Here is a 13,912-nt window from a genome sequence, read left to right as displayed (position 1 = left end):
TACCCGGCCACATTGAGGCTGTAGCGACGCGCGCGCAGAGAACTAAGACCGCGAACGCAGCCGCATAGCGGCGCAGTCGCAAGTGAAGGCTCGGCACGAAAAGCACGGGCAGGAGTAGTTGGTAGGCAGTCTTTTCCCACGTCAGGCTCGCGTTTGGTCTTATCGCGGAGATAGACCAACCGGTCAGTTTATGCAACGAACCATTGAGCGTATGTGGGGTCAGGTTGTCCTTAGGCGTTGTATCCACCGTCAACGTTTAGAACGCTTCCGGTGATGAACGAGGAGTTGGGCCCGGCGAGGAAAAGGATCGCCTGCGCGACCTCTTCCGGCGTTCCCAAGCGTTTAAGGACGTTCGCTTGCTTCTCGGCTTCGAGCATTTCACTCGACGCCTCGGCGAGATCGACCTGGATCGATCCAATCTGGACCACGTTGACGTTGATCCCTCTGGGCCCGAGATCGTGCGCTGCACCACGACAGAAAGCCGTGATCGCCGCTCTCGTGGCCGCGTAGTCCGCTAAGCCCGGAGCTCCGACCCTGTCGGCGAGGCTGGCACTGAGGGCGATTATTCGTCCTCCGTTTTCCATAAAACGCACGGAAGCCCGAACGAGAGCCGACATAGCCAGCACGGTGCCTGAATACTGTGCTTCAAGCGCGTCCTCGTCCATATCTACGTCATCGACCTGCCAATGGGCGCGATGGTGAGCGTTGGCGATCAAAACATCGATACGCCCCATTGAAGAGACTACGCTTCGCGCCAGGCGGGTGCATTCGACGCTCGATCCGGCGTTTGGCCACTCGAAGGTCATGACCCGTCCACCGACCAGTTGTAGCTCGGTGATAAAGTCGGGAGACAACTCATCAGTATCAACTGTCAGCGCCAGGTCGGCCCCCGCCACGGCAAGCAGTTTGGCGGTTGCGCGTCCAACCCCTTTGTCAGCGTTGGTTATAAGCGCCACCCGGCCTGCAAGCGGGCGTAAGTTGTCGTCGGACAATTCTGGCACTGGCATTTCCTTCAGAACAACAGCAACGAAGCGTATTCCGAGCTTCGCCCATCAAGCCGCGATATGCGAACGGGCGACACCAGTATTGTAAGATTGGGCAGCGTGCGGCCACCACACAAACCGTAACAACGCTAATCAGACTTAACATCGCTTAACTCGCTTAGCGCCGAATGCCGAGACTAGGTTTCATGGCATCCGAAGCAACGAGTTACGCCAATGCAAAACCAAATCTCATCCGCTCAACTGCGTCCGATCAATAATCAGGCCGTAGTGTGGAGTTTGAATACGCATGGCCTCACGGCGCATTTCCCAACGCCGGCGCTAGTCCCCGCTAGGGCACCGACGCTTCCCCGAGGTAGGACGGTTGCCGGCCTGGCCGAATGGCAAAAAAACAAGATTGTGCGGTACATCGACGATAACGTCGAATGCTGCATAAGGGTGCAGGAGCTCGGGGCGCAGGTTCGGCTTAGCGCAAGCCGCTTTTCCAAGGGCTTCAAAGTTTCGTTCGGCAAGTCTCCCTACGACTACGTTCTTGCACGACGGATCGAAGCCGCCAAATTCCTCATCACGTCAACGGACGAACCCCTAAGCCAAATCGCACAGGCATGCGGTCTGAGCGATCAGGCTCATCTTTCAAAGGTGTTCAAACGCCTGGTCGGTGTGACGCCTTTGAATTGGCGGCGACGCCATACGATTGGAACCGGCGTCGCCGCTGTCCCCCATTCTTGGTCGAGGCTCGCACAGTCGTCTGAATCCGCGATGGCGGTATAGGCGCATGGGGCTCTGGCGAAACAGGGTGTCCGGCGCGCCAGTGCAAAGTGGCGAGTGGTTGGCCGTAGAGGCGCTACCCGACGGGTTGTCGGATTTCCAGGATCAGGCGTGCAGCACGAGGCCGCGCGTTAGCAACCACCCGGTGGAGCAATTTAGCACCACCGGGTCACTGCTTTTTCAACGGAGGATACGGTGAGGAAACAATTCTGTCTTTTGACGCTCGTCTGGGTGGCGATCGCGCTTCCTGCTTCGAGCGCGTGGGCTGATGGTGACCCCGAGAAAGGCCAAAAGCTCTTCGCACGCTGCAGCGCCTGTCACGCCACGACCGAGCAGAGCAAGGTTGGCCCGGGGCTCTTTGGGGTCGTCGATCGTCCAGCCGGAACAGCAGATGGCTACGGCTATTCGGCAGCGATGAAGTCATCGGGCCTGACGTGGGACGAGGCTACGCTGGACGCATTCCTCAAGTCGCCTTCGGGCGTCGTAAAGGGCACCCGAATGACCGTGTCGATCCAGAAGGATCAGGATCGCGCCGATGTCATTGCCTACCTGAAAACACTCACTGTCCACTAATCCGGCACCAGAGGAGCGGAAAGATGAAAAGCCTCGTTATTAATGGCGAAACGCATCAGGTCGATGCCCCGGATGAAATGCCGCTCCTTTGGGTGCTGCGCGACATCCTCGGCATGACAGGTACCAAATACGGATGCGGCATTGCCCAGTGTGGCGCTTGTACGGTCCATATAGATGGCGTGGCCGTGCGCGCATGTCAGACGACCATGGATATGATTGACAGCCAGACGATCACGACGATCGAAGGCGTGGGCAAGACGGAAATCGGTGCGAAGGTCCAGGCCGCCTGGCTCGAGAAAGAAGTCGTTCAGTGCGGGTACTGTCAGTCAGGACAGATAATGTCGGCAACGTCTCTGCTCGCCGCCAACCCGAAGCCGACCGACGCTGAGATCGACGAAGCCATGGCAGGCAACATCTGCAGATGCGGCACATACGTCCGGATTCGGGAAGCGATCCACTCAGCATCGGCCTGACCTTCAATGATCAAATTCTTGCGTGAGGAATAGTCAAATGGATCCATTGGAGACCGCCGAAATATGGCACCGTTCAGGGAGAGGAGTGGCTATCGCAACCGTCGTAAGCACATGGGGTTCGTCGCCCCGGCCGGCGGGGAGCAGATTGGTCATCGATGACCAAGGGAATTTCGAAGGATCGGTTTCAGGCGGATGCGTCGAGGGCGCGGTTGTCCTCGAGGCAATAGACGTAATTGGCAGCGGCGAAGCTAGGCTTATCGAGTTCGGCGTTGCGAACGAAACAGCGTGGCGCGTCGGGCTCTCGTGTGGCGGTACTATATCAGTATTCGTATCGAGGCTGAACTGATGGACCTAAGTCTCGTCACCGCACTCAACTCGGCGAAGGCACACAGGATTCCGGTGGTTGAGATCATCAATCTCGTCACAGGAAGCCAGGAATTGTTAAGAGCTGCCGATTGCGTCGACGGTGCGGTCGCCGAAGCTGCACGCCGCGCCCTGACGGACGGACTTTCCTCCAGAACCGAGATCGACGGTATTCCATATTTCCTGAATGTGCATCGTCCCGCGATCCGGCTCTTGATAATCGGCGCAGTCCATATCGCACAGTCATTGGCACCTATGGCGATCCGGGCGGGGATGGAGACCATCGTTATCGATCCGCGGGAGGCTTTCGCAACCGAGGACCGCTTCCCCGGTGTCGTCGTGCTTCCAGCATGGCCCGATGAAGCGTTCGAAGAATTATCAGTCGATGCCAACACCGCGATCGTTGCCCTGAGTCACGACCCGAAAATCGACGATCCGGCTGTCGAGAAAGCTCTGAGGGCCGGTAGCTTCTATATCGGTGCCCTCGGTAGTTCGAGAACCCACGTTGCGAGAATGGAGCGCCTCCGAGCGGAGGGTTTCGAACAGTCGCTTCTTGAGCGCATTCGGGGCCCGATCGGCCTCGACATCGGCGCGAGGGAGCCAGGCGAAATCGCCGTCGCCATCCTTGCAGAGATCATCGCTCATAGGCGATCCAAAATATGACGCGGGAGAGCGAATATGTTCGGCAGGTTTGAGACGAAACTGGCCACCGGGATGATGCTCGGACACCGACTTGCTGTCGGGGGAAAGGTATTTGCAAAGGGACATACCCTCTCATTGGAGGACGTAGCCTTCCTCCTTTCGCACGGGGTTTTCGACGTGCTTGCACATCGGTTCGAGGAACATGAGATCGACGAGGTCACAGCCGCCGACATCCTGGGTGTTCCTTTTGCCAAAGAGGGTGTGGTTTCGAAGTCGGCCGTCGGCGGAAGAGTAAATTTCTACGCCAAGGGTGATGGCCTGTTCATCGCTCAGCGCGACCTGATCAACTCATTCAACAGCATCAATCAAGCGGTCACGTTCGCGTGCATTGACGATCGCAGCCGGGTAACAGAGGGCGATCTCGTCGGCACGCTCAAGATCATACCGCTTGCGGTCGGATATCGGACTGTGGAGACCGCAAGGCTGGTAGCTTCCACCCGGCCGCCAATATCCGTACGGCCGTTTGAATCCCGAACTGCTACGCTGGTCTCAACCACACTGCCGTCACTTAGCGCGAAGATCGTAGAGAAGACCACGCGAATAACCGCGACTCGGTTGAAGGAGCGAGGCTCGACGCTGGTCTCGGCGCTATACTCGGAACACGATACGCATGCGTTGGCCGAGGTTCTGCGAGTGGAAGTCGATCAAAGAGCAGGTTCGAACCATATGCTCATCGTGTTCGGGGCGTCGGCCGTAGCGGATGCGAACGACGTCATTCCCGCGGCGATCCGCGAGGCGGGCGGAACGGTTGAGCGAGTAGGGATGCCTGTAGATCCCGGCAACTTGGTCGTAATCGGAATGATTGCCGACGTTCCAGTGATTGGAGCGCCAGGATGCGCGCGCAGTCCATCCCTGAATGGTCTTGATTGGGTGCTGGACAGGCTGCTTGCGGGCGATCGCATCGACAGCGGTACGATCGCCAAGATGGGCGTTGGGGGATTACTCAAGGAAATCTCGTCGCGGCCCCAGTTGAGGGAGGCGTCGACCAATAATGTTGAGACGCCGGACTTCAGGGAATCTGCGTGACCAAGAGTTGCGGCGCAGGCAAGCGAAACCACGCTAGCCCGCGCATTCTCTGATGTCGGCATCAAGCCGTTTTGTAGCCGCCGGAAATCCAGCTTGAAACCAACTCGGCATAGGTGTCTGCCGCATCTTCCCAAACGAAATGTCCGGCATCGACGACTTCGGCGCGGCAATGCGGCAGCCGGTCGGCAAGAAACTGCCCGTTTGCGGGCGGGACGATCGGGTCATCCTTGCCCGAGATCACCAGCGTCGGAGTCTGGATCGACGGCAAGAGCCCAGCAAGTATCGGAAGGTCCTGCTTATAGGCTCGAACAAAGTCCGCCGCTTCGTTCCAACGTTGCCCATTGGAAGAGCTCTTGTAGTCCTGCAGGATGAATTCGGGGACCGACACGCGTGCTGTTGTCTTGACCAGCTCATAGACACGGTTGCCACCATCGAAATTGGCGAAGTCGCCCTTCGATGAATTCATGATCTGACGTAGGGACTCGCCGAAAACCTCTTCGTTCGTTCCACCGCTGCCGCCGACAATGCTTTCGAAGCGCTCCTCATGGCGACTGGCTGCGTAAAGCACCGCGAGCGTGCCGACATCAGGAGCCACCACGTGAGCGCGTTCGATGTTTAGGGCGTCCATAATGCGGATGAGAAACTCCCCCATGGCATGGGGCGACATAAGGTCTGCCCGGCCCTCAGACATACCAAAGCCCGGTAGATCAACTGCGGTCAATGGTCCGAGTTCGCTGATACGCGCCCATACCAGATTGAACGCGAAGACGCTTTCCGGCCAAGGTGCGGTGAGCAGCACAGGGATGCCGGGAGCATCTTTAGCGCTAACAGTTCGTACCTTGATGCCGTCGATGGAAATGAATGCCGTGGTTTCGGGCATTCTCAAACCGTTGGTCATTGAAATAGCCTCCTGTTCGGTTGCGGCGTTGGGAAAATCAATCGTCAGGATAGGCTTGGGAAAGAGTTCGGATATTTGACAATCCGGCTCCGCCGCAGGTTTTCGAACGGCCGCATCTTACAATATCGGGATGCCAGCGCGTGGTTCCATGCTGCCAATTCGAAAAGCGAGGCAGCAATGAACGACATTGAAAAATTCGACTTCCTTATTTTTGGCGGCGGCAAGGCAGGCAAAACCCTCGCTATGGAGCAGGCAAAGGCAGGGAAAAAGGTCGCGGTTGTAGAAGCCGGAATGATCGGCGGCTCATGCATCAATGTCGCTTGCATCCCCAGCAAAACCCTTATTCGCAGCGCCGAAGTCGCACACGCGGTCAGGAACACGGCCGAATTCGGCATCGCTGTCGACAGCGTTCGCCACAGTATCGACGTGGTGAAAGATCGCACGGCGAGGGTTGTCGCCGAGATGGTCGCGACGAACCAAGCCGGCTTTAACGCGAGCGGATTTGACCTGGTTCTTGGCTGGGGACGTTTTGTCGCCCCTAAGACCATCGAGGTTGAAACGGAAAATGGCCTGCGAAGGCTCACGGGCGATCAGGTGTTCATCAATCTTGGAACCGTTGCGGACATCCCTGATGTCCCTGGGCTAGCCGCTGCGAACCCGATTACGCATGTGGATGCTCTGAAACTGGGAGAGTTGCCCACCCGTCTCATCGTCATCGGTGGCGGCTATATCGGAATGGAACTCGGGCAGGCGTTTCGGCGTCTTGGCGCGGAGGTCACCATCATTGAACGTGGACCGCGCCTTGCCCCGCGCGAAGACGTTGATGTCAGCGAAGCCATCCTTAAAACTCTCAATTCAGAAGGCGTCGATGTGGCCCTCAGCGCCTACGACCTGACCGTTTCGGGTCGTTCGGGCGACCGCGTTACGGTACGATGCGCCGACGGGCGGTCGTTTGAAGGTTCCCATATCTTGGTTGCTTCGGGCCGGCGGCCGCGGACCGCCGACGTTGGGTTGGAACTCGCCGGCGTCGATCTCGACGAACGCGGTTTCGTGAAGGTCGATGAGCGGCTGCGCACGAGCGCACCCGATGTCTGGGCTATGGGCGAGGTCGCTGGCACGCCGATGTTTACCCATGCGTCGCTCGACGATTACCGTATCGTCAAAAGCGCGATGAACGGCGGAAACCGCACGACCAAAGATCGTTTGATTCCGTACTGCGTGTTCATCGATCCTGAATTCGCAAGGATCGGCAAGAACGAGACCGACATGGCGAAGGACGGCGTTGAATACCGTGTGGCCAAGCTTCCCATGGATGTTATTCCACGTGCCAGAACCCTCTCGCTTCGAAAGGGATTCATGAAAGCCATTATCGCCCACGACACCGATACGATACTTGGGTTCAGCATGATCGGCGTGAACGCGGGTGACGTGATGAGTGTCGTCCAGGTGGCGATGCAAGGCGGGCTGCCTTTTACCGCCTTGCGGGACGGGATTTTTGCCCATCCGACCATCACCGAAGGTCTCAACATGCTCTTTGCAAACGTCAGCGCCCCGGCCAAGCGCAGCTAAGAAGAGTTTGGAGATCAACGACGATGTTAGCAAACGCTTCGACTATCGAAACTAGATATGCGGACTTGGAAGGTCGTAGGCTTGCCTATCGGCAGTTCGGAGATGGTCCGCCGTTCGTGCTCGCCGTCCGGTTCAGGGGAACCATGGATTCCTGGGATCCGCTATTTCTTGACGAGCTCGCCAAGACATTCACGGTGGTGATCTTCGACTATACGGGGCTCGGTGGATCAACCGGCACACCGACATACGACCGCGCGTCGCTTGCGAAGGATGCAAAGGACCTGATCGATTTCCTTGGCTTTGACAAAGTCGTGGTGGGTGGATGGTCGCTGGGCGGAGTTGTGGCACAGGTCTTTGCTGTGACTTATCCGGAGAAGGTTTCGCAGGTTGTCTTGATCGGAACGGCACCTCCGGGACACCCTAAGGTGAGCGCCGAGCCGCTTTTCATCAAGACCGCGATGAACTCTGTGAACACCTTGAATGACGAGTTCGTCCTGTTCTTCGAACCCGCATCGGAAGGTAGCAGGGCTGCCGCGAGGCGAGCTCATGATCGTATCGCCGAACGTAGGACCAACACATCCCCACCGATACCGGAAGCGACCTTCATGAAACTCCTCAGTGAGGCGAAAGACAGGTCCACCATCTACCCAGACCCCGAGGGCGCTCACGCGAAGAAACTCGCTGCTGGCGAGGTCCCCTTGTTGGTGATTGCTGGTGATCACGATATTGCTTGCCCGGTGGAAAACTGGCTGGAATTGGTGCGCGACTGGAAGTCGCATCATATCGTCACCTTGCCGCAGGCCGGCCATGGTCCGCATCACCAGGAACCGATCTATTCCGTCGACGTAATCACGTCGTTCGTCCGGAACCACCAAAGGCACTAAGATCCGTAATTCAACGTCTCAATCCAATCGTTTCCTTAACATCTGAGGACCTAGACCGATGCACGCTTCTCGCTTCTTTCATCGTGGATTCTGTTTGTGCTGCGTGGCGGCCGAGCCCTCTGCCGCCGCCGGCGGTCCAATGCTGACACCTGCACAGGCCTATGCGAAATCGCGCGGCATTGTGAATGCTATGAAGGACTACGCCGCCTCGTCTCCGATTTCGCTTCACGAGGTGCGTGGGAGGCTCACGGTTCTCGAGGGCTCAGGCGGTAACATGCTTGCCAGCTTCGGCGAAGATGGAATGTTCCTCGTGGATGCGGGCATCGCCGTATCGGAGACGAAGATCAAGGAGAGCCTAGCCTCCTTGGGAAGTTCCAAAGTTGCCGCCGTAGTAAATACGCATTGGCACTTCGATCATGCTGACGGCAACGATTGGCTCGGCCGGGAAGGAGCCAAGATCATTGCGCACGAAAAGACGCTTTCTCACCTGAGCGCGGCGCAGCGTGTCGAGGACTGGAATTTTGACTTTCCGCCTTCCGCGATCCAGGCTCTTCCGTCGATCGTGGTGGGTGACACACACGAGTTGGATATCAACGGGGATCCCGTACGCCTGAAGTTTTACGGGAACGCCCACACCGACGGTGACCTCTCGGTATTTTTCCAGAATTCGAACGTGCTGCACACCGGGGATACATTCTGGAACGGAATCTACCCGTTCATTGACCGGTCCACCGGTGGCACCATTGATGGCATGATCAGCGCCGCGCAGTGGAACGTCGATATCTGCGATGCTGACACTCTCGTCGTATCCGGACACGCAAACCCCATCGGGAACCGCGAAGAACTCAAGGCTTACCTGGAAATGCTTGTTGCCATCAGGGAGTCGATCTCCGCGAACAAGAGCAAAGGCATGAGTTTGGAAGAGGTACAGGCTCAACGTCCAACCTCGTCGTTCGACGCCGTCTGGGGCCAGTTCGTGATTACGCCGGACTTCTTCACCAAGCTTGTCTACGAAAGCCTGTAGTCGCGCTTACACTGATTGGCGACGTGCTACAGAGATGACCTTGCCCCCAAGTTTTATCCAGTTTTGAGTTCGCTCCAACGGTTTTGGGTTGCTGTATTCGGGGCGGTAGCGGCGGGTTGCGGTGCGGAGCCATTTCGGCTGCGCAGCACCGCATCACGTCGCGGGTTGATTGTCTGAGCGAACTCGGCAGGTGTCATCCAGCCGAGGCCGGAATGCGGTCGGTGATCGTTGTAATCGCTGCGCCAGTTTGAAAGCGCTGATCGAGCTTGGGTCAGTGACGAGAAGAGAGTTTCATTCAAGAACTCGTCTCGCAGCCGCCCATTGAAGCTTTCGATGAAGGCGTTCTGGATCGGCTTGCCCGGCGCGATGTAGTGCCATTCCACCTTGGTCCGATCCGTCCAATTCAGGATCGCATTGCTGGTGAACTCGCTGCCATTGTCGCTGACGATCATCTTTGGCTTGCCACGCCCCTCGATGATCCGGTCAAGCTCGCGTGCAACCCGCAGACCGGAAAGTGATGTATCGGCGACGAGTGCCAGGCATTCCCTGGTGCAATCGTCGACGACCGTCAGCACCCGGAACCTGCGACCGTCGGTGAGTTGATCCGATACGAAGTCCAGCGACCAACGATCATTGGCTGCCATCGGGACAAGCATCGGTGCTCGCGTGCCAATCGCTCGCTTGCGACCGCCGCGCTTGCGCACCGTCAGCTTCTCTTCCCGATAGAGCCGGAAGAGCCTCTTGTGGTTCACAATGTGGCCCTCGCGCCTGAGCAGCACGTGAATGCGTCGATATCCGAAGCGGCGACGTCCATGCGCCAACGCCTTCATTCGCTCGCGAAGGTCATGATCGTCGCTGCGGCTCGTTTCATAACGGATCGTCATCCGGCAAACGCCGATGGCTTTACACGCCCGCCGTTCACTCATCTGATGGTGGCTCATCAGATGCTTGACAGCGTTCCGCTTTGCTGCGGGCGTCACCACTTCTTTCCCAAAAGGTCTTTCAAAGCAGCATTGTCGAGCATGGCATCCGCCAGGAGCCGCTTCAGCTTCGTGTTCTCGTCCTCCAGGGTCTTCAACCGCTTGGCCTCGGACACGTCCATGCCGCCGAACTTGGCTTTCCACTTATAAATACTGGCATCGCTGACGCCGTGCTTGCGGCAAAGCTCCGCGACTGGCGTGCCCGCCTCGTGCTCCTTCAGAATGCCGATGATCTGTTCGTCTGTAAAACGCTTGCGCTTCATTCCCTGGTCCTCTCAATGGGCCAGAGCTTACTTCAAAATGGATTATTTCAACGGGGCAAGGTCAGAGACCCAGGTTTGAAGTCAGACTTGGGTTTCTGTGATGCCTAGTTGGAATGGGCTGGGGCAATCGGCGCAAGAAGTGTTTTGACGGCTGCATTCCCGCATGGACGCTTTAGATGAGTGTTCTTGCTTCCACCACATCTGCGGTGGCGAGCTCTTCATCGAACCCTGCCAGTGTCTGATCAAGCCGACTTCTCGCGGCGGCGTGACCATCTATCGGTGCACACTTGACCAAAGTCGCGGCGCAGCGCAGCTCCCAGAACCTGGCGCTTTGCTGAGACGAAAGTAGGTATCCTTCCATGATGAGTTTGCGAGCTGCGTCCGCGTCCTCATCGAGGAGCAGGAAACCCTTTAGGCGGTAGAGTTCTGCCCGGCACCATCCGGCATTTTTCGATAAAGCCCGATCAATGGTCGCACGGTCCGCAAGGTGGCCGCCTACGATCAGGCAATTTTCGAACCGAGCTCCCTTCGCGTTTGCCACGGCTTTATTGAAACGCTCTTTGTCATCAGTCGCGATCGCCGCCGATACTTGCTCGAACGTGTAAGCCCATTCCTGCCAACGCAGCAGGGAGTTATTGGCAGATTTTTCTAAGAGGAGGTGGAGCAGACGGTTACCGGATTCGACTTCCCTCATTCCAAAAGCAGTGGGGCAGGCTGACACAGCAAGATACAGGCAGGTCGAAATCGCGTGGTCCAGGCTAATTGCTTCAGCCAACACGGCATCAAGTCGCTCCATGGCCTCGGTCAGTCTTCCCTGAACCCACAAGGTTTTCACGACGGTTGAAAGGGCGCTGATCCTTTGATCGTAGCTTGCGCCATTGTTGAGTGTTCCGCGAACGCCGGCCTTCGCCATGTCGAGGGCTATATTGGCATGTCGCATAGCGCCGCCGAAGTCACCGATATAGTGAAGGTTATGGTTGAGCATGCGGCTCACTGCATTGGGCAATTTCGCACCGCAAAGATCGTCGAACTGCCGCGCTACTTTGATGGCATCAATGTAGTCCGCATTCATCGTATGGATCGCTGTTATGCCGCCACTGGCACGAAGAATACCCATATGATCGTCAAGGTCTTTGGCGATCGTCATGGCCTGGGAGTATTCGGCGAGGGCTTGTGGATCGCGTTCCGAGCTTTTGATGTGATACATCGTGCCAGCGTGCGAAAGCCGCAGGTACATCTCGTGGCGTGGATCCAAAGCTTTGGCGGCGGGGGCCCGAGCGAGCGCGGTCTCGATCACCGCCAACTGTTCGGTCATTAGTCCCAGCTGCGTCCAGATAATGTTGGAAGTGGCGGTGAGTTCTATTCCAAGGGCATCGTCTCCGTCGGAGGAGAAGGCCCAAGCCAAGGCGATACGCAAATCGTGAATGAGTGCACCATGCAGTCGCAGCCACTCGTCGGTCTCAAGCTTAGTCCAGTCCGCCTCGGCCTTCTTTAAACTGTCGGAGCAATAGCGTGCATGCGCGAGTTGGGCGTCCCGCTTGAAAGGAGCGGACGACAGTTTCGCGGAAGCATAATGATGTGTCGTTACCAGTAGTCGGTAGCAACCTCGTTCGGAGGCAACGTTCAGCAGGGACTTGAGAAACAAGCCGTCGAACGCTTCGTAGAATTCGTCGTCGGAATGTCGGTCACCGGCAATGGCACGCGCGTCTTCGGCCGTGAACAGACCAGCGAAGGTCGAAAGGCGAAGTAGGAGCTCCTTCTCCAACGGCGACAAAGTCTGGAAACTCCAGTCGAGTGCCGCTTGTAGGGTTTGCTGCCTAGCGGGAGCATTCCGCCTGCCGCGACGTAGAACCGACAGCGGCCTTGCTACGGAGCGGTGCAACTCCTTGATGTCCATATCAAGGGCCCGCGAAGCCGCCAGTTCTATGGCCAGAGGAATGCCCTCCAATTTCCTGACAATGTCCGCGGAAAGGGCAATGGCTTCGGGTTGCCGTAGATCGCGCTCGTCCTTGAACAAGCCCGCCATTTTGTAAAACAGGTCCAAAGCGGCGTAACTTACTGCTTCCTCGGCGATTGTCCCCTCGGGCGGGACGGCCAACGGAGGCAAGCGACGAATGCGTTCAAGCTGAATTCGAAGCGGCTCTCTGCTTGTGGCGAGAATCGTGGACGTCGGGACTTCGAGGAGGATCGATTCAGCTGCCTCGGCTGCTGCATCGATAATGTGCTCGCAGTTATCGAATACGAGAAGGGTCGGAGTCTTTCTCAGTTCTGTCGCCACCGCCTGCAGCAGTTCTGAACCGTAGACGCTTAGGCCGAGCTGACTGGCAAGCGATGGCATCAGGTTGATACTGTCGGATAGGGAGGCCAGATCGAGGAACATCACCCTCCTTTGGCCTACGAACCGTTCCGCAATGGCAACCGCGACGGAGGTCTTGCCGATGCCTCCGGTACCGGTGATCGTTATGATGCGCGACTGCTGTAGAAGATCGGCCGTGGTGTCGATGAATTCATCGCGGCCGATGACCTTGTTCGGGAGGCGTGGAAGGTCGTTCGAGGGCAGGTTAGGCGTCGTCGCGACGGACGCGGCACCGTCGACGCGAACCTGCGGTACGAAGATGTATCCCTTGCCGGGCACGTTGTCGATGAAGCCGCGAGCGCGTTCTCCGAGAGATTTGCGAAGTGAAACCAATGAGACTCGAAGAGTGCCTTCTTCGACCGTTGTGGTCGGCCACACTGCACTTAGCAGTTCATCCTTGCTGATCACCTGACCCGAGCGCTGGGCAAGGACCGCGAGAAGATCGAATGCTCGACCACCTAGTCTTAGTGGATGGCCGTCCTCCATCAGCCTACGGTTTTGAACGTCCAGTTCGAAACCTTCAAAATGCAGAACGCTCATCGTGTCCTCAACCCTTGAATGTCCTGCAGTGGTGCGACGCGGTGTTTCCTAACGAACACCGAGATACGGTTTATTCCCGCGCCTTCGGCTCGTCGAGCCCAGCGAGCTTCCCTTCCTGGGCCTTATAGAAGTACTGACTGCAGATCAGCCAGCCTTTCAGCGGCCTTAATGGTGGGATGCAGGTCAAAAGCATGAATGGCCCTGTGACAAACACTTGAGTCCATACCGAAGCTTCAAAGGAAACTTGAAGCCACACAGCGAGAAGGACACTCGGGACGCATGCAAAGCAAATGACGAAGAAGGCCGGCCCGTCCGCCGGGTCCGCAAACGAGTAGTCGAGGCCACACACTTCGCATGAGCTTCTCACAGTCAGGAAGCCCTTGAATAGGTGGCCTTGCCCGCACCGCGGGCATCTTCCGCGTAGACCCGTGCTTACGGGCGGCAAAGGTGGATATTCGTTCGTCATCGCGAATTCCCGTCGTAAGATGTCAC

At 57.5% G+C, this 13,912-nt stretch carries 14 protein-coding genes; 9 read left to right on the top strand and 5 right to left on the bottom strand.

The window, feature by feature from the left end; translation table 11 throughout:
- Window positions 1–230 precede the first annotated feature (230 nt).
- Complete coding sequence (locus LVY75_05070; GenBank protein XAZ19531.1) at window positions 231–1,007, bottom strand: SDR family oxidoreductase; 777 nt, start codon at window positions 1,005–1,007, stop codon at window positions 231–233.
- A 210-nt stretch (window positions 1,008–1,217) separates the two neighbouring features.
- Between LVY75_05070 and LVY75_05065 the strand changes: the two genes are divergently transcribed.
- The 6 genes from LVY75_05065 to LVY75_05040 all read left to right on the top strand — a co-directional run bounded on the left by LVY75_05065 (window position 1,218) and on the right by LVY75_05040 (window position 4,906).
- The gene (locus tag LVY75_05065) at window positions 1,218–1,772 is read left to right on the top strand and encodes an AraC family transcriptional regulator (protein XAZ19530.1); all 555 of its coding nucleotides are present in this window, start codon (window positions 1,218–1,220) and stop codon (window positions 1,770–1,772) included.
- Between the two features lie 192 nt (window positions 1,773–1,964).
- Complete coding sequence (locus tag LVY75_05060) at window positions 1,965–2,342, top strand: cytochrome c family protein (protein XAZ19529.1); 378 nt, start codon at window positions 1,965–1,967, stop codon at window positions 2,340–2,342.
- A gap of 23 nt (window positions 2,343–2,365) precedes the next feature.
- A complete protein-coding gene (locus LVY75_05055; GenBank protein XAZ19528.1) occupies window positions 2,366–2,815 on the top strand; it encodes a (2Fe-2S)-binding protein in 450 nt (149 codons plus the stop codon).
- Window positions 2,816–2,852: 37 nt separating this feature from the next.
- Window positions 2,853–3,161 carry an XdhC family protein gene (locus LVY75_05050; protein XAZ19527.1) on the top strand — a complete coding sequence of 103 codons (309 nt, stop codon included), beginning with the start codon at window positions 2,853–2,855 and terminating at the stop codon, window positions 3,159–3,161.
- A complete protein-coding gene (locus tag LVY75_05045) occupies window positions 3,101–3,841 on the top strand; it encodes an XdhC family protein (GenBank protein ID XAZ19526.1) in 741 nt (246 codons plus the stop codon). Before LVY75_05050 ends, LVY75_05045 begins: the two co-directional genes overlap by 61 nt.
- 15 nt (window positions 3,842–3,856) lie before the next feature.
- Entirely contained in the window at window positions 3,857–4,906 is a 1,050-nt protein-coding gene (locus tag LVY75_05040) for a molybdopterin-binding protein (GenBank protein ID XAZ19525.1), read from the top strand.
- Between the two features lie 61 nt (window positions 4,907–4,967).
- Here LVY75_05040 and LVY75_05035 read toward each other — a convergent pair whose 3' ends face one another.
- Window positions 4,968–5,804, bottom strand: a complete 837-nt coding sequence (locus LVY75_05035) for an alpha/beta hydrolase (GenBank protein ID XAZ19524.1) — start codon at window positions 5,802–5,804, stop codon at window positions 4,968–4,970.
- A gap of 177 nt (window positions 5,805–5,981) precedes the next feature.
- On the opposite strand from LVY75_05035, the gene LVY75_05030 reads away from it, so the two are divergent.
- The 3 genes from LVY75_05030 to LVY75_05020 all read left to right on the top strand — a co-directional run bounded on the left by LVY75_05030 (window position 5,982) and on the right by LVY75_05020 (window position 9,281).
- Window positions 5,982–7,373 (top strand): FAD-dependent oxidoreductase, encoded by a 1,392-nt coding sequence (locus LVY75_05030; protein XAZ19523.1) that lies wholly within the window; start codon window positions 5,982–5,984, stop codon window positions 7,371–7,373.
- A 143-nt stretch (window positions 7,374–7,516) separates the two neighbouring features.
- Window positions 7,517–8,257, top strand: coding sequence for an alpha/beta hydrolase (locus LVY75_05025; GenBank protein XAZ19522.1), 741 nt, complete (start codon window positions 7,517–7,519; stop codon window positions 8,255–8,257).
- 139 nt (window positions 8,258–8,396) lie between these two features.
- Window positions 8,397–9,281, top strand: a complete 885-nt coding sequence (locus LVY75_05020; GenBank protein XAZ19521.1) for an MBL fold metallo-hydrolase — start codon at window positions 8,397–8,399, stop codon at window positions 9,279–9,281.
- A 53-nt stretch (window positions 9,282–9,334) separates the two neighbouring features.
- On the opposite strand, the gene LVY75_05015 is transcribed toward LVY75_05020, so the two are convergent.
- The 3 genes from LVY75_05015 to LVY75_05005 form a co-directional block, all read right to left on the bottom strand.
- Window positions 9,335–10,524, bottom strand: a protein-coding gene (locus tag LVY75_05015; GenBank protein ID XAZ19520.1) for an IS3 family transposase whose coding sequence is annotated in 2 segments (ribosomal slippage) — window positions 9,335–10,275 and window positions 10,275–10,524 — 1,191 coding nt in all. Because the reading frame shifts where the segments join, the coding sequence is not laid out codon by codon here.
- A gap of 172 nt (window positions 10,525–10,696) precedes the next feature.
- Window positions 10,697–13,420: a winged helix-turn-helix domain-containing protein gene (locus LVY75_05010; GenBank protein XAZ19519.1), complete on the bottom strand. Its 2,724-nt coding sequence runs from the start codon at window positions 13,418–13,420 to the stop codon at window positions 10,697–10,699.
- A gap of 70 nt (window positions 13,421–13,490) precedes the next feature.
- Window positions 13,491–13,886, bottom strand: coding sequence for a DUF983 domain-containing protein (locus tag LVY75_05005; GenBank protein XAZ19518.1), 396 nt, complete (start codon window positions 13,884–13,886; stop codon window positions 13,491–13,493).
- Between the last annotated feature and the right edge of the window lie 26 nt (window positions 13,887–13,912).

This window comes from Sinorhizobium sp. B11 (assembly GCA_039725955.1).
In the GTDB taxonomy this organism is placed as follows: Bacteria; Pseudomonadota; Alphaproteobacteria; order Rhizobiales; family Rhizobiaceae; genus Rhizobium.
This window is presented reverse-complemented; position numbering and strand designations above follow the sequence as displayed.